The sequence below is a fragment of the Novosphingobium sp. AP12 genome (assembly GCF_000281975.1).
In the GTDB taxonomy this organism is placed as follows: domain Bacteria; phylum Pseudomonadota; class Alphaproteobacteria; order Sphingomonadales; family Sphingomonadaceae; genus Novosphingobium.
The window spans coordinates 1-15676 of record NZ_AKKE01000008.1 but is presented as its reverse complement, the minus strand read 5'-3'; the positions used below and the strand labels follow the sequence as shown (position 1 = coordinate 15676).

At 67.2% G+C, this 15676-nt stretch carries 14 protein-coding genes and 1 tRNA gene; 5 read left to right on the top strand and 10 right to left on the bottom strand.

The window, feature by feature from the left end; translation table 11 throughout:
* Window positions 1-84 precede the first annotated feature (84 nt).
* A complete protein-coding gene (locus PMI02_RS01050; protein ID WP_007677471.1) occupies window positions 85-759 on the bottom strand; it encodes an OmpA family protein in 675 nt (224 codons plus the stop codon).
* Window positions 760-961: 202 nt separating this feature from the next.
* Here PMI02_RS01050 and PMI02_RS01045 point away from each other — a divergent pair, with 202 nt between their 5' ends.
* Entirely contained in the window at window positions 962-2296 is a 1335-nt protein-coding gene (locus PMI02_RS01045) for a hemolysin family protein (protein ID WP_007677469.1), read from the top strand.
* Window positions 2297-2368: 72 nt separating this feature from the next.
* Here the strand turns inward: PMI02_RS01045 and PMI02_RS01040 are convergent, their stop codons facing one another.
* The 9 genes from PMI02_RS01040 to PMI02_RS01000 all read right to left on the bottom strand — a co-directional run bounded on the left by PMI02_RS01040 (window position 2369) and on the right by PMI02_RS01000 (window position 10340).
* The gene (locus PMI02_RS01040) at window positions 2369-2809 is read right to left on the bottom strand and encodes a DUF3035 domain-containing protein (RefSeq protein WP_036501718.1); all 441 of its coding nucleotides are present in this window, start codon (window positions 2807-2809) and stop codon (window positions 2369-2371) included.
* Window positions 2810-2813: 4 nt separating this feature from the next.
* Window positions 2814-3353 (bottom strand): signal peptidase II, encoded by a 540-nt coding sequence (gene lspA, locus PMI02_RS01035; protein WP_007677465.1) that lies wholly within the window; start codon window positions 3351-3353, stop codon window positions 2814-2816.
* Window positions 3350-6262, bottom strand: a complete 2913-nt coding sequence (gene ileS / locus PMI02_RS01030) for an isoleucine--tRNA ligase (RefSeq protein WP_007677463.1) — start codon at window positions 6260-6262, stop codon at window positions 3350-3352. Before ileS ends, lspA begins: the two co-directional genes overlap by 4 nt.
* A gap of 54 nt (window positions 6263-6316) precedes the next feature.
* Window positions 6317-7246, bottom strand: coding sequence for a bifunctional riboflavin kinase/FAD synthetase (locus tag PMI02_RS01025; RefSeq protein WP_007677462.1), 930 nt, complete (start codon window positions 7244-7246; stop codon window positions 6317-6319).
* A gap of 12 nt (window positions 7247-7258) precedes the next feature.
* The gene (locus PMI02_RS01020; protein WP_007677461.1) at window positions 7259-7744 is read right to left on the bottom strand and encodes a dihydrofolate reductase; all 486 of its coding nucleotides are present in this window, start codon (window positions 7742-7744) and stop codon (window positions 7259-7261) included.
* 12 nt (window positions 7745-7756) lie between these two features.
* A complete protein-coding gene (locus PMI02_RS01015; protein WP_007677460.1) occupies window positions 7757-8815 on the bottom strand; it encodes a 5-(carboxyamino)imidazole ribonucleotide synthase in 1059 nt (352 codons plus the stop codon).
* Window positions 8816-8843: 28 nt separating this feature from the next.
* On the bottom strand, window positions 8844-9299 hold the full coding sequence (purE, locus tag PMI02_RS01010) for a 5-(carboxyamino)imidazole ribonucleotide mutase (RefSeq protein ID WP_086000096.1): 456 nt from the start codon (window positions 9297-9299) through the stop codon (window positions 8844-8846).
* Window positions 9300-9332: 33 nt separating this feature from the next.
* Window positions 9333-10019, bottom strand: coding sequence for a 2,3-diphosphoglycerate-dependent phosphoglycerate mutase (gene gpmA, locus PMI02_RS01005; RefSeq protein ID WP_007677458.1), 687 nt, complete (start codon window positions 10017-10019; stop codon window positions 9333-9335).
* Window positions 10020-10082: 63 nt separating this feature from the next.
* On the bottom strand, window positions 10083-10340 hold the full coding sequence (locus PMI02_RS01000; RefSeq protein WP_036501710.1) for a hypothetical protein: 258 nt from the start codon (window positions 10338-10340) through the stop codon (window positions 10083-10085).
* Between the two features lie 63 nt (window positions 10341-10403).
* Between PMI02_RS01000 and PMI02_RS00995 the strand changes: the two genes are divergently transcribed.
* The 4 genes from PMI02_RS00995 (at window position 10404) to PMI02_RS00980 (ending at window position 15452) form a co-directional block, all read left to right on the top strand.
* Window positions 10404-10478, top strand: a tRNA-Thr gene (locus tag PMI02_RS00995).
* 282 nt (window positions 10479-10760) lie between these two features.
* On the top strand, window positions 10761-13574 hold the full coding sequence (locus PMI02_RS00990) for a TonB-dependent receptor (protein WP_007677448.1): 2814 nt from the start codon (window positions 10761-10763) through the stop codon (window positions 13572-13574).
* Entirely contained in the window at window positions 13574-14686 is a 1113-nt protein-coding gene (locus PMI02_RS00985) for a phytase (protein WP_007677445.1), read from the top strand. The genes PMI02_RS00990 and PMI02_RS00985 overlap by 1 nt, the downstream gene beginning before the upstream one ends.
* Window positions 14687-14756: 70 nt before the next feature.
* Window positions 14757-15452: a lytic transglycosylase domain-containing protein gene (locus PMI02_RS00980; protein ID WP_007677436.1), complete on the top strand. Its 696-nt coding sequence runs from the start codon at window positions 14757-14759 to the stop codon at window positions 15450-15452.
* Window positions 15453-15676: the final 224 nt, after the last annotated feature.

Here is a 15676-nt window from a genome sequence, read left to right as displayed (position 1 = left end):
AACGCCGTGCCCGGCACACAAAGAAGGGGCCGGCGCTTTCGGCGCCGACCCCTTCCCCGATCCCGCTTCCTGCGGAAGTCCTGGTTACTTCGCCGCGTTGACGTCGTCGGTCGTCACCGGAGTGATCTTGATTTCGACGCGGCGGTTGAGCGCGCGGCCCTCTGCCGAGGTGTTGTCGGCCACCGGGTGATCCTTGCCCATGCCCTGCGTCTGGATACGCGAGGATGAGACGCCGCGCGTGATGAGGTAGCGACCCACCGCGTCGGCGCGGCGCTTGGACAGGTCCATGTTGTAGGCCGCCGAGCCAGTCGAATCGGTGTGGCCGTACACGTCGATGAGGCTGTTGGGATACTGCACCATCGACTGCGCGACCTTGTCGAGCGAAGCCTGGAACGACGGGCTGATCTGCGTCGAATCGACCGCGAAGGTCACGTCCGGCAGGTTGACGAGGATGCCGTCGCCTTCCTGGCTGACGTCGATGCCCGAGCCTGCGGTCTGTTCCTTCAGCTCCTTGATCTGCTTGTCCATCTGGTAGCCGACGACGCCGCCAGCGACGCCGCCGATGCCCGCGCCGACGATGCGCGCGGTCTTGCCGCCAATGACGCTGCCCAAGAGGTAGCCGAGACCCGCACCGCCGACACCGCCGATCGCGGTGCGCGAAACCTTCTTCTCACCCGTGTTCGGATCGGTGACGCAGGCGGAAACGGTCACCAGCGCGAAAACCGCGGCGGCCGACGTGATCAGGCGCGACTTGTTCATCTAGGAGGCCCTTCCTCTGTTGTGCCCTTGCAAGGCATCTGTGTGTGATAGTGGACATGAATGGCAAATGGATGATGCCCGCTCAACCCTTATCGTGCGCTTGTGTTCCCAGAGCTCACAACCCAGCCCAAGGCATGCAAAGTATTGCAACTCGTCACGGACGCTTCGCACGTGCCGCAATCTCTGCTAGCGATTGGTCATTGTGACGCCCTTTCCCTGGACTGACCTCCTCACCATCGCCGGCCTGATCCTGATCAACGGCCTGTTCTCGATGTCCGAACTGGCCATCGTTTCCGCGCGCGCACCGCGCCTTCGGGCCTTGGCCGACAAGGGGAGCCGTGCGGCGCAGACCGCGCTAGACCTCGCCGCAGATCCCGGCCGCTTCCTCTCGACCGTGCAGATCGGCATCACCCTGATCGGCATCATTGCCGGCGCCTACTCGGGCTCCAGCCTCGGCGGCCCGGTCGGCGAGCGGCTTGCTGCACTGGGCCTGCCCGTCCGGTTCGCCGGAGAGGCGGGCTTCGCGCTCGTCATCATGGCCACGACTTATGCCAGCGTCGTCGTCGGCGAACTGGTGCCCAAGCAGCTGGCCTTGCGCATGGCCGAACCGGTGGCGCTGGTCATGGCCCGGCCGATGAGCATCCTGGCGACCATCATGGGTCCGTTCGTCTGGCTGCTCGACCGCTCCTCCGCCCTCATCCTGCGGCTGTTCTCGATCCGGCGCGGCGATTCCGAGCAGCTCACGGCCGAGGAACTGCATATGATCTTCGCCGAGGCGACCCGCTCGGGCGTCATCGAGGAAGAGGAACGCGCGATGATGACCGGCATCATGCGCCTCGCCGACCGCCCCGTGCGCGAGCTGATGACGCCGCGAAACCAGATCGACTGGATCGACGTCGACGCCGACGAGACTCAGCTGCGCGCCAAGATCGAGGCCTCCCCGCACTCGCTGCTGCCCGTGGTGGGCGACGGCACACCCGACAACATCGTCGGCATCCTCAAGGTCCGCGAAGTGCTCGCCTGCCTCGTCGCCGGCCGCCCGGTCGACGTGCGCGCGATGATGCGAAGGGCCGAGGTCATCCCCGACCAGCTCGACGCCATGGACGCGCTGCGCAAGCTGCAGACCGCCGAAGTGGCCATGGCGGTGGTCCACGACGAGTACGGCCATCTCGAAGGCCTCGTCACGCCTTCGGACGTGCTGGCAGCGCTGGCGGGCACCTTCGTCGCGCACCAGGACGAAGGCGACGAGCCGATGGTGGTGGAGCGCGAGGACGGTTCGCTGCTGGTATCCGGCGCCATGCCCGCCGATTCGCTCGCCGACCGCCTCGGCATGACCCTCCCCGACGACCGCGAATTCGCGACGCTGGCGGGCTATGTCCTCGCCGTCCTCAAGAAGGTCCCGCGCGAGGGCGAGCACTTCTCCGAGCAGGGCTGGCGCTTCGAAGTCGTTGACATGGACGGGCTCAAGATCGACAAGATCCTGGTGAGCTCCGACGTGGTCGACGATGCCGGCGACGGCGTCAGCGGCGAGGGCTGATCGCCGCTCCGCGCGCCCACGAAAAAGGCCGGACTTTCGCCCGGCCTTTTTCGTCACTTCATTTCGAAACCCTCAGGCTCCGACGCCGGCGCCCGCTTTGCCGCCGACCGAGGTCTGTGCATCACGGCCGTCGCCCTCGGGCGCTGCGAGGATGGCGCGGGTGATCTGGCCCTTGGCGACGGTGTAGGTCCCCGGGTCACCCACGGTGGAGCGGATCGCCGGGTCCGACGTACCGGCGAGGCCGAGCGTGGTCTTCTCGATGTCGCTGCGGGCCTGCGGGCCACCGAACAGCGCGTCGAGCGTCTGCTGCTGGAGCGATTCATCGGCGGGGCGCGGCTGGCCTTCCTTCGGAGGGCTCAGCGAGAAGTCGGGCGGCACGACCAGCGGGGTCTGGCGCTGGACCGCGAACTCGTCGGGACGGGCGCGGTTGAACAGCCCGGTGCTGCCGCAGGCCGACAGCATCACGGCGCCGGTCGCGACGAGGAGGAGAGCACCGGTTTTCTTCATGCGCATCAATTCAACTCGCATTCTTTTGAGCCTCGGGGGCGGGTTCCGCCGCTGAATCGGGCTTTTCGCGCGAAAGCAGGGATCGGGCAAGGATTATCAGGACGCCGATGGTGATGGCCGCATCGGCGAGATTGAAAATGAGAAACGGGCGAAAACCGCCGATGTGGAGGTCCGCGTAGTCTACCACATAGCCCACCGAATACCGGTCGCGGATGTTGCCCGCGGCCCCGCCCAGCACCAGTCCCAGCGCTGCGATGTCGGGCATCTTGCGTTCGCGCAGCAGCCAGACGAGCACGAAGGCGGCGATCGCGGCGGTCATCGCCACCAGCGCCCAGCGCGCCTCGGGCGAGCCGGCGGTGAACAGGCCGAGCGAGACGCCGAAGTTCTGCGTCCAGGTCAGGTTGAAGAACGGCAGGATATAGATCTGCTGCACCTCGTTCAGGCGCAGCCCGCCGACGACCCAGGCCTTGATGCCGACGTCGACCGCGAAGACGATCGCCGCGATCAGCAGGCCGATCAGGCGCTTCCGCCAGGGGTTACCGGCGATCACGCCTGCGGCTCCATTTCGCCCACGACGTCCTCGCAGCGGTCGCACAGGTCGCCGTCCACGGTCACTTCGGGGAGGTGGCGCCAGCAGCGGCCGCACTTGTGGTCATGGGAGGGAGTGACGCTCACGTCCTCCGCTTGCCCGCGCGCGACTTTCGCGGTGATGAACAGTTCGGCCAGATCCGCCTCGGGAGCCGAGGCCGGCACGGTGACCTGCGCGGCCAGGCTGGAGCCGATGACCTTCTCGCGGCGCAGCGGCTCGATCGCCTCGGTGACGGCCGCGCGCAAAGCGCGAAGCTCGGCCCAGCGGTCGAGGTCCGCCTCGGCAACCGGCACCTCCGGCCATTCGAGCAGGTGGACGCTGCCGCCGTCCGGGTAACGCGACCCCCAGGTTTCCTCGGCGGTGAAGACGATCACCGGCGCGGCGTAGCGGATCAATGCGTGGAACAGCGTGTCGAGCACGGTGCGGTAGGCGCGTCGCTTCGGGTCCGTGGGCGCATCGCAGTAGAGGCAGTCCTTGCGGATATCGAAGAAGAACGCCGAGAGGTCCTCGTTGCAGAAGTCGAGCAGCGCGCGGACGTAGGTGTTGAAGTCGAAGGCGTCGATCGCGGTGCGCAGCGTCGTGTCGAGCTTGCCCAGCAGCGCCAGCACGTAGCGCTCAAGTTCGGGCATTTCGGCCACGTCCACGCGCTCGGCCTCGTCGAAGCCGTCGAGTGCACCGAGCAGGTAGCGCAGGGTGTTGCGCAGCTTGCGGTACTGGTCGGCGACGCCCTTGAGAATCTCGTCGCCGATGCGGTGGTCTTCGGTGAAGTCGACCGAGAGCGCCCAGAGCCGGATGATGTCGGCGCCGTTGGTCTCCATGACCTTGAGCGGGCTGATCGTGTTGCCCAGCGACTTCGACATTTTGAAGCCCTTGGCGTCCATCGTGAAGCCGTGGGTCAGGACCGCCTTGTAGGGCGCATGGCCGCGCGTGGCGCAGGATTCGAGCAGCGAGGACTGGAACCAGCCGCGATGCTGGTCGGAGCCTTCGAGATAGAGGTCGGCCTTGGGGCCCTGATAGCCTTCGGGGCGCAGGAGGTCGGGCCAGCGGCCCGATTCGAGCACGAAGGCATGGGTCGAGCCCGAATCGAACCAGACATCGAGAATATCGACGACGCGCTCGTAGTCCTCGGCGGCGTATTCGTTGCCGAGCAGGTCCTGCGCGGCCTCGTCCGACCAGGCATCGACGCCCTTCGCCAGCACGGCGGCAAGGATGCGGTCGTTGACCGCCTCATCGACGAGGAATTCGCCGGACTTGCGGTTCACGAACAGGGTGATCGGCACGCCCCAGGCGCGCTGGCGCGAGAGCACCCAGTCGGGGCGCCCCTCGACCATCGCACCGATGCGGTTGCGGCCCTTGTCGGGGACGAAGCGGGTCTCGGCGATCGCCTCCAGCGCGGCGGCGCGCAGGGTGGGCGCCGAGCACAGTTCTTCCTCGACCGGATCGACCGCACCGCCCTCGTTCTCCCAGCGCGTGTCGGCGCGGCTCTTGGGCGAGATATGGGTCATCACCTTGTCCATCGGCACGAACCACTGCGGGGTGCAGCGGTAGATGACCTTGGCCTTGGAGCGCCACGAGTGCGGGTAGGAATGCTTGTAGTCCGCAGAGGCCGCGAGCAGCCCGCCCGCTTCGCGCAGGTCGGTGCAGATCGGGCCGTCGGGGGCGTTGAACTTGGGGTTGATGACCGAGCCCTGCCCGGCCAGCCAGAGCCAGTCCTCGCGGTACTTGCCATCGGCCTCGACCACAAACTTGGGGCCAATGCCGTTGGCCTTGCAGAGGTCGAAGTCGTCCTCGCCGTGGTCGGGCGCCATGTGCACGAGGCCGGTGCCGCTCTCGGTGGTGACGAAGTCGCCGGGCAGGAACGGACGCGGCTCGGCGAAGAAGCCGCCGAGGTGGTGCATGGGATGGCGCGCGACGGTTCCGGCGAGTTCGGAGCCCTTGTAAGCGCCGAACTCGTCCCAGCTGGTTACCCCGAAACGCTTGGCGATTTCGGGCAGCAGCTGACGGGCGACGATGAGCTTCTTGTTGAGAAGGTTTGCACCGTTTTCAAACGAAGCGTCGGTGAGTTCTCGACCCCACGCGCCTTCGACGAGAACGTACTCAACCTCTGGCCCATAGGCGAGCGCCTGGTTCACCGGGATCGTCCAGGGCGTCGTCGTCCAGATCACCGCATGGGCGCCGACCAGCTCGGGCACCGCCGATTCGACGATCTCGAACGCCACGTCGATCTGGGTCGAGGTGATGTCCTCGTACTCGACCTCGGCTTCGGCCAGCGCGGTCTTTTCGACCGGGCTCCACATCACCGGCTTGGCGCCGCGATAGAGCATGCCGTTAGCCGCGAACTTGAGCAGTTCGCCGACGATGGTGGCCTCCGCCTGGAAGTCCATCGTCAGGTAGGGGTTGTCCCAGTCGCCGTTGATGCCGAGGCGCTTGAGCTGCTCGCGCTGCACGTTGACCCAGTTCTGGGCATAGGCGCGGCATTCGGCGCGGAATTCCTCGGCAGGAACCTCGTCCTTGTTCTTCTTCTTCTTGCGGTACTCTTCCTCGACCTTCCACTCGATGGGCAGGCCGTGGCAGTCCCAGCCGGGAACGTAGGGCGCGTCCTTGCCCAGCAGCGTCTGCGTGCGCACCACCATGTCCTTGAGGATGTGGTTGAGCGCATGGCCGATGTGCATGTCGCCGTTTGCATAGGGCGGGCCGTCGTGGAGGATGAACTTTTCGCGCCCCGCGCGGGCCTCGCGGGTCTTGCGGTAAATATTGTCGGCCTGCCAGCGCGCGAGAATGCCCGGCTCCTTCTGGGGAAGCCCGGCCTTCATGGGGAAATCGGTCTTCGGCAGGAAGACGGTTGCTCTGTAATCGCGCTGTTCGGTCATGACGGGACGCGCACTAGAGCAAATGCGGGTTTGTTGGAAGTGTGGGCAGACCGATTACAGCTTCGCAAGCAGTTCCCGTGCGCGGTCGCAGTCCCAGCCCATCTGCTCGATCAGCGCGTCCAGCGAATCGAACTTCGCCTCGGGGCGCAGGAAGTGGTGGAAGGCCACCTCGATCTCTTGGCCGTAGAGGTCGCCCGCGAAGTCGAAGAAATGCGGTTCGAGCAGTTCCTTGGGCGGGTCGAAGGTCGGGCGGATGCCGATGTTGGCGGCGCCGGTGAGCACGCGGCCGTCGGGCATGCGGCCGGTCACCGCGTAGATTCCGTAGAGCGGGCGCAGGTAGTTCGCCATGTCAAGGTTGGCGGTGGGGAAGCCGATGGTGCGGCCCAGCTTGTCGCCGTGCTGCACCCGGCCCCGGATGGCGAAAGGACGGGTCAGCAGGCGCGCCGCCGTCTCGCAGTCGCCCGACTTGAGCGCGTCGCGGATGCGGCTGGAGGAGATGGTGCCCTGCTCGTCGCTCACCGGGCCGACAGTGCGGCCTTCGAGGCCGTGCCGGGCGCCGACTTCGCTCAGGACGCGCGGGTTGCCGCCGCGCGCGCGGCCGAAGGTGAAGTCGTCACCCGTTACGACACCGGCCGCGCCCATGTGGCGCACCAGCATTTCCTCGACCCAGTGGTCGGCGGGCATCGCCGCCATCGCCGCATCGAAATGCAGCACCAGCATGGCGTCGGCTCCGGCGGCGGCGAACAATTCCTGCCGCTGGTCGAGCGTGGTGAGGCGAAAAGGCTCGGCGTCGGGCTTGAAGTGGCGGACCGGGTGCGGATCGAAGGTGGCGACGATGGCCGGGCGGCCCTCGGCCTTCGCCCAGCGGATCGCCTCGCCCACGACGGCCTGGTGGCCCTGGTGGAACCCGTCGAAGTTACCCAGCGCCAGCACGGCGCCGCGCAGCGAATCGGGAACAGGCAGGCGGTTGTCGAGGCGAATCATCGGTGACAGGGCCTATAGGGCGCGCGCGAGCGTCACGAAAGCGTGCGCCGGATGGGAACCGTCCGCCTGATGCTCGTCGCGCGCGGTCTCGTGCCATTCGGTGGCGAGCGGAGGCATGTAGGTGTCGCCCTCGTAATCGGCGTGGACTTCGGTCAGTTCGACCCGATCGGCGCGCCCGAGGAACAGCGCGTAGATCTCGGCGCCGCCGATCACGGCCACCTCACCGTCACCGGCCATGGCGATGGCTTCGGCCACCGAATGGGCAGCCTCGGCGCCCGGCGCGCTCCATGCCGCATCGCGGGTGAGCACGATGTGGCGGCGGCCCGGGAGCGGCGAGGGGAAGCTGTCGAAAGTCTTGCGGCCCATGATCATCGGCTTGCCCATGGTCAGCGCCTTGAATCGCCGGAGATCGGCGGGCAGGCGCCAGGGCAGCGTGCCGTCACGGCCGATCGTGCCGTTCGCCGCGCGGGCGTAGATGAGGAAGATGTCCTGTGCCACGCCCCTGCCGCCTCAGTCCAACGTCAGCCGGGTGACGTGGCCCATCTTGCGGCCGGGCCGCGCTGCGGCCTTGCCGTAGAGGTGGAGATGGTTGGCGGGGTCAGCGAGGATCGCCGGCCAGTCGTGCGCGTCGTCGCCGATGAGGTTGCGCATCTCCACAGCTTTCGCGGCCATGCCCGTGCCACCCAGCGGCAGCCCGCAGATGGCGCGGACGTGGTTCTCGAACTGCGAGGTGACCGCGCCTTCGATGGTCCAGTGGCCCGAGTTGTGGACGCGCGGGGCCATCTCGTTGAACACCGGGCCGTCCTCGGTCGCGAAGAACTCCAGCGTCAGCACGCCGACGTAATCGAGCGCCTTGGCGACCTTTGCGGCCAGTTCGCGCGCGGCCGGGACCTGCGCAAGCAGCGCGCCCGGCGCGGGCAGCGTGCTGAGCGCAAGGATGCCGCTTTCGTGGACGTTGTGCGCCGAATCGAAGAAGCGGATGTCGCCGTCCGCGCCCCGGCACAGGATCACCGAGAACTCGGCGAAGAAAGTGACGAAGCCTTCGTAGACCAGCGGAACGTCCGGCAGCTTGAGCGCTTCGGCGTCGGCCTCGGACATGATGCGCCACTGGCCCTTGCCGTCATAGCCGTCGCGCCGGGTCTTGAGGATTCCGGGCATGCCGATCGCAGCGATGGCGGCGGCGAGGTCGGCGGCGCTGTCGACCGGGGCGAAGGGCGCTGGGATACCGCCCAGATCGCTGACGAAGCGCTTCTCGTTCAGCCGGTCCTGCGCCGTCTCCAGCGCGCGGGCGTGGGCGAGCAGCGGCGTGTCGCCCAGCGCCGCGAGCGGCGCGACGGGGACGTTCTCGAACTCGTAGGTGACGACGGCGCAGTCGGCGGCGAAGCGGGCCATGGCCTCGGCGTCGTCCCAGGGCGCGCAGGTGAACTGGGCGCAGACGTCGGCGGCGATGGAGTCGGCCTCTGGCGCGTAGACGTGGCAGCGGTAGCCGAGCTGCGCGGCGGCCACGGCGATCATCCGGCCGAGCTGGCCGCCGCCGAGAATGCCGATGGTTTCGCCGGGGGGGATCATCATGCCTCGATCAGTATCCGTATGAGGGTCAGGCCGGACGCTCGGCGACGCTCGCCGTCTGCGCTGCGCGGAAGTCCTTGAGCCGGCCGGCCAGCGCCTCGTCCGAAGTCGCCAGGATGGCGGCGGCGAGCAAGCCTGCATTGGCAGCCCCAGCCTCGCCGATTGCCAGCGTGCCGACCGGGATCCCGGCGGGCATCTGGACGATCGAAAGCAGACTGTCCTGCCCCGACAGCGCCTTTGACTGCACCGGCACGCCCAGCACCGGCAGATGCGTCATCGAGGCGACCATGCCGGGCAGGTGGGCGGCGCCCCCGGCCCCGGCGACGATCACCTTGAAGCCTTCGGCCTCGGCGCCCTTGGCGAAGTCCACCAGCCGCTCGGGCGTGCGGTGCGCCGAGACGATCCGCGCATCCCAGGCGACACCCAGTTTGTCGAGCATCTCGGCGGCCTTGATCATGGTCGGCCAGTCGGACTGGCTGCCCATGACGATAGCGACGGGAACCGTCTCAGCCACCTATCAACGCTCCGAAAGGTAGTAGCGGTCGAGCACGACGAGATCGTTGTCGAGCTCGTAGACGATCGGCTGGCCGGTCGGAATCTCTAGGCCGGTAATCTCGTCGTCGGAGATGCCCGAAAGATGCTTGACTAGCGCACGCAAGGAATTGCCGTGCGCAGCGACCAGCACGGTCGAACCGGCGTGAAGGTGCGGCACGATCGAGCCCTGATAGTAAGGCAGCACGCGCGCGATGGTGTCCTTGAGGCTTTCGGTCATCGGCGTCTCGATGCCGGCGTAGCGCGGGTCGGCCGAGAGATCGAACTCGGTGCCCTTGCCCATGACAGGCGGCGGGACGTCGAAGCTGCGGCGCCAGATCTTGACCTGGTCCTCGCCGTGCTTGGCCGCGGTCTCGGCCTTGTCGAGCCCGGTGAGGCCGCCGTAGTGGCGTTCGTTCAGGCGCCAGTCCTTGGTCTCGGGGATCCACAGGATGCCGGCGGCTTCGAGCGCGAAATGCAGCGTCTTGATCGCGCGGGTCTGCAGCGAGGTGAAGGCGACGTCGGGCAGCAAGCCCTTGTCCCTGAGCAGTTCACCGGCGGCGCGGGCCTCGGCCTCGCCCTTCTCGGTGACGTCCACGTCCCACCAGCCGGTGAAGCGGTTTTCGAGGTTCCATTGGCTCTGGCCGTGGCGGAGAAGGATCAGGCGAGGCAAGGCGTAGCTCCCTTTGCTGGCGACGCGCGGGCGCCGCTGGTCGATCAACTGCTGGCGCAGCCCCTAGCTTTCCGGGGACGCTTTGGGAAGCCTGACCGATTCGCTATCGTCATCGGGGTGAAGTTCCGCGGCGGCGCTGCGCGACTGCGCCTTTCTGCGGCGCAGGTTCTCGCGCAGGTTCGCGGCCAGCCGGTCCTCGCGGCTCAGCTTTTCCGCCGCCTTGAAAGCCTTCCGGGATGCCGCTCGATCGTCGTTCATGACCAGCGGAATGCCGCCGCGCTCGAAAAAGCGCAAGCGGCGCTTGACAAGCGGCGCGGCCACGGACAATAGCGCGGCCCTGCCCCGGGTGACCGGGACATGCCCCGCCGCCGGGGCCGGAACGGCGCTGCTGTAGCTCAGTGGTAGAGCGCGTCATTGGTAATGACGAGGTCGGGAGTTCAATCCTCCCTAGCAGCACCATTCTCCCCCCATCGCTCGACGACATCGAAACACCGCGTCGTCCCGACTTGGCGGGGACCGCTGGTACTCTTGAGGCGCGAGCCTGCGGGTGACGCGCTGCGGCATAGCGCCCCGCAATGAAGTGCGGTCTAACGGCAGTCCCGGTCAGGCCAGGTACGACGCGGGAAATGGACGGCGCCCTGCTGTCATCAAACCGTCATCGCATTAGCACCGGACTGTCACGAAACATCCCTAGGGGCCCCTGCAAGACTTACAACGTCGGTACAGGGAATCTCTCCAGACATGACTCGTTCGATCCAGCTCCTCGCCGGGCTGCTCGCCTCGGCCTCGTTTGCCACCCTCGCCCACGCCGGTGAGGTTGCCGGCCACGTCAACGACGCCACCGGAGCGCGGGGCCTGCAGTCCGCCGCAGTGCGCATCGTCGAACTGAATCGCACTGCAGAGACCGATCGCGCCGGCACCTACGTGTTCGGCGACGTGCCCGCTGGCACCTATACGCTGGAGGCGCGCTACGTCGGCGCCGAGGTCACCACCCAGACCGTCACGGTCGCGGCGACCGGCACCGTCTCCACCGACTTCAATCTTGGCGCGGTCGGCGGCGGCGACATTCTCGTCACCGGCCAGACCGCCAACCTGACCAGCGCCCTGTCGCGCCAGAAGGCCGCAGACGGCATCGAATCGGTCCTGACCCGCGATGCGGTCGGCCAGTTCCCCGACCAGAACGTCGCCGAATCGCTGCGCCGCCTGCCCGGCGTCAACATCCTCAACGACCAGGGCGAAGGCCGCTTCGTCTCGGTGCGCGGCCTCGACCCCGACCTCAACGGCACCTCGCTCAACGGGGTGCGCCTGCCCGCACCCGAATCCGACGCCCGCTCGGTCGCGCTCGACGTGGTGTCCTCCGACACCATCGAATCGATCGAAGTGAAGAAGAGCTTCACCCCCGACATGGACGGCGACTTCATCGGCGCCTCGGTCGAGATCAACACCGTCAGCGCCTTCGATTCGAAGAAGAACCGCTACTCAGTCACCGCCGAGGGCAGCTGGAACGACTACTCGGGCAAGGTGACCCCGAAGGGCGCCTTCGACTTCACCCAGAAGCTGGGCGACGACTTCGGCATCGCCGGCTCGGTCAGCTACTACAAGCGCAAGTTCGAGACCGACAACGTCGAGACCGGCGGCTGGCACACCAACGACGACGGCCAGGCCTGGGCCGACTCGGTCGAGTACCGCGACTACGACGTCGAGCGCACCCGCATCAACGCGGCGCTCTCGGCCGACTGGCGTGTGTCGGACACGACCAAGGCCTACGTTCGCGGGAACTGGGCGCAGTTCGACGACCACGAATATCGCCGCCGCACTACGCTCGACTTCGGCGACTTCGAGGATGACGGCCCGACCGCGATCACCGACACCAGCGCAACGTTCAATGGCGCCGACGAGCGCATCACCGTCGAGCGCGACCTCAAGGACCGCTTCGAGCGCCAGCGCATCCGCTCGGTCTCGATCGGCAGCGACACCGACACCGGCACCTGGAAGTTCAATTGGCAGGGCAGCTACGCCAAGTCGACCGAGTACGAGAACGGCTCGATCGACCCGACCTCGTTCCGCGCGCGCTTCCGTTCGGGCACCGTCGTCGCCATCGACAACAGCAAGACCTATTACCCGACCTATTCGGTCACCAGCGGTGCCGACAGCTTCAACGATGCGTCGGAATACGAGTTCGACAAGGCCGAGCTGACCACCCTGTCCGACAGCCAGGACGAGGAATGGGCGCTCAAGGCCGACCTCGCCCGCACTTTCGCCGGCAGCGACGGCGACTTCACGGTGCAGGCCGGCGCCAAGGCGCGCTGGCGCAAGAAGTCCTACGACTTCAACATGTCGTACCTCGATCTGGCCGACGGCGCCGATTACACGCTCGCCGACGTGCTGGGCAAGCAGACCTACCGCCTGATCGATATGGGCCCCGTCTCCAGCAAGACCGGCCCGCGCGACTTCCTCGACGCCAACCCCGACGCCTTCGAGGTCAACTCCTACGAGAGCGGCGTGGCTTCGGCCTCGGACGACTATTCGGTGCGCGAGGACATCCTTGCAGGCTACGCACTGGCGCGCTGGGACAGCTCGACCCTGCGCGTCATCGGCGGCGTGCGCATGGAGCGCACCAAGAACGAACTGAACGGCAACCTCGTCACCGACCTCGAGGAGGAAGAGGACTTCACCGTCGAGCAGGTGCAGTACAAGCGTAGCTACACCAACTGGCTGCCAAGCCTGACGCTGCGCTACAGCCCCGAGCAGAGCGTCGTAGCCCGCCTTGCCGGCTATAAGACGGTCGTGCGCCCCAAGTTCTCTCAGCTCGCGCCGCGCTACACCGTGAACGAGGACAACGAGGCCGAATTCGGCAATCCGAACCTCAAGCCCTACCAGGCCTGGAACTTCGACGCCGATTTCGAATACTACTTCGCCAACAACGGCGCGATTTCGGTCGGCGGCTTCTACAAGTCGGTGAAGGACTACACCTACGAGCAGGTGCTGCGTGACGGTGCCGTGGTCGACGGCGTCGCCTACGATCAGGTGACCATCCCCGTGAATGGCGAGACCGCCGACATCGCGGGCGTGGAAGTCAGCTACAGCCAGGTCTTCTCGATGCTGCCGGCGCCGTTCGACGGCCTGCTGGCCCAGCTCAACTACACGTACACTTACGCGCGCGGAACCGTGCTGCAGGAGGGCGAGGACGCCGCCGGCAACACGATCGACATCGAGCGCCGCATCAATCTGCCCAGTTCGTCGAAGAACACCTTCAACGTCGTCGTCGGCTACGAGAAGGGTCCGGTTTCGCTCCGCGCGGCCGGCACCTTCCGCGACAAGTATCTCGACGAGGTCGGAGGCGACAGCGAGGAAGACCGCGTCGTCAACCAGCACTTCCAGCTGGACCTCTCGGCCAAGTATAAGGTGACCGACAACATCCGCCTCTTCGCCGATTGGGTGAACGTGAACAACGCCAAGTACTTCGCCTATCAGAACCTGTCGGGTGCCAAGCGCGTGCTGCAGTACGAGGAATACGGCTCGACCGTGAAATTCGGCGCACGGGTGTCGTTCTGATGCGTATTCGGACCATGGCAAAGCTGGGTTCAGGAGCATTGCTCCCGGCCCTGCTTCTCGCAGGCTGCGCGGCGACCGACACCGGTGTTTCACGTGAAACCGAAGCGCCCCGCCCCCGCTATCCCGCCATCGACGTGCCCGCCCAGACTGAGACGGTCCCGGTGGGCACCGGCAATGCGGACGCCGCCGACGACCCGGCGATCTGGCGCAACGCCGCCAACCCCGCCGCCAGCCTCGTGCTGGGGACGGACAAGAAGGCGGGCCTCTACGTCTACGGCCTCGACGGCCAGGTGCGCGACTTTGCACCCGCAGGAGCGCTCAACAACGCGGATCTGCGCGAAGTGCGGATGGCCGACGGTTCGACCCGCATCCTCGTGGCGGCAAGCGACCGCACGGACCGCGCCGAGCCGCGCATCGCCCTGTTCGGCCTCGACGGCGCGACCGGCAAGCTGATCGCGCTGGGGGCCGAAAGCTTCCTTAAGCCCGGTCACGCCCCAGCCGAGGCCTATGGCTTCTGCATGGGCGCGCCCCTCGCCTCGGGCGAACTGGCGCGCGCCTATGTCGTGCTCAAGGACGGCACCGTCGCCGAAAGCCGCCTCGTCGAGCGCGGCGGCAAGGTTGCGGCCGAGCACCTGCGCGACGTGAAGTTCGCCACCCAGTCCGAGGGCTGCGTGGTCGATGACGTGACCAAGACGCTTTACGTCGCCGAGGAAGACGTCGCGATCTGGAAGGTCCCGCTCTCGGGCACCACCCTCACCGCGCAGAGCTACGCCAAGGTGGGCAAGGCGGACGGCCTTGTCGACGACATCGAGGGGCTCGCCATCGCGCGCCAGGCAGACGGCCGCGCCTGGCTGGTCGCCTCAAGCCAGGGCGACAACGCCTATGCGCTGTTCGACCTCGCCACCGGCAAGACGGCGGGCCGGTTCCGCATCAACGGCGGCGCGCTCGGCGGCACCAGCGACACCGACGGCATCGAAGTGATCCTCGGCGATTTCGGCCCGGCCTTCCCCGAGGGCCTGTTCGTCGCCCAGGACGGCTACAACGCACCGAAGGCGCAGAACTTCAAGATGCTGTCCTGGCGCGCGATCCGCACGGCGCTGGGCATAAAGTAGAAGAGCCGGAGCCGTTGTCCTGCCGCCATCCGCTTGTGAGTCGCGGTACGGATGCGGTAAGGGCGACGGCATGGTGAGGGAATCGAATCGGGTGAAGCGGATACGGACACTGAGCGTCCTCGTGGCGCTGGTGGGCGCCGCCGCGCCCGCCCTTGCCCACGCGGACGTCCTGCAGATCGGCGAGGCCGGGGCCGAGTGGGTCGCCGGCGGCCCCACCTCGCTTGCGATGCCCGATCTCGCGCAGGTGGATCCGGCCTCCGGCGTCGCCTTCATCGGCACCACCGTAGCGACGGCACCGGCCGAGGTCGCCGAGACGCCGCTCGCCGTCGATACGGCTCTCCATCCGCAATCCATCACCCAGGCGCTCGACGCCGCCGGGCCTACCCGCTGGCGCGAACGGGTCGCGGCACTGGCCGCCAAGTACGACATCAGTCCCGCTCTGCTCGAGGCGGTGGTCTGGCAGGAAAGCCGCTGGAACGAGCTTGCCATGTCGCCCGTGGGTGCGCGCGGCCTTGCCCAGCTAATGCCCGGCACCGCCGCCCAGATGGGCATTAACTCCGCCGATCCCACCTCCAACCTCGAAGGCGGCGCGCGCTACCTGCGCATGCAGCTCGATGCCTTCGGCGGTGACATCGAGAAAGCGCTGGCGGCCTACAACGCCGGCCCCGCGCGCGTGTTGAAGGCCGGCGGCATCCCCAACATCCGAGAGACGAAGCTCTACGTGGCCGCGATCATGGCGCGGCTGACCGATCCGGTCCGGCAGTAAGGCCGAGCCGCCTGTCGAGACCTCGGTCGCCCGCGCGAAGGCGGGAGCCCGCTTCCTTGTGTTACAAAGGAACAAGCGGATCCCCGGCTGCGCGGGATGACGAATGAGATGGCTGATAACGAAGAGCGCGCCGCCTTGCGGAAGCGCGCTCTCCGAAACCCACGAAAACGGCTTACATCAGCCCAGCATCTTCTTAGCCATAGCGCGAACCTCGTCGCCCAGGT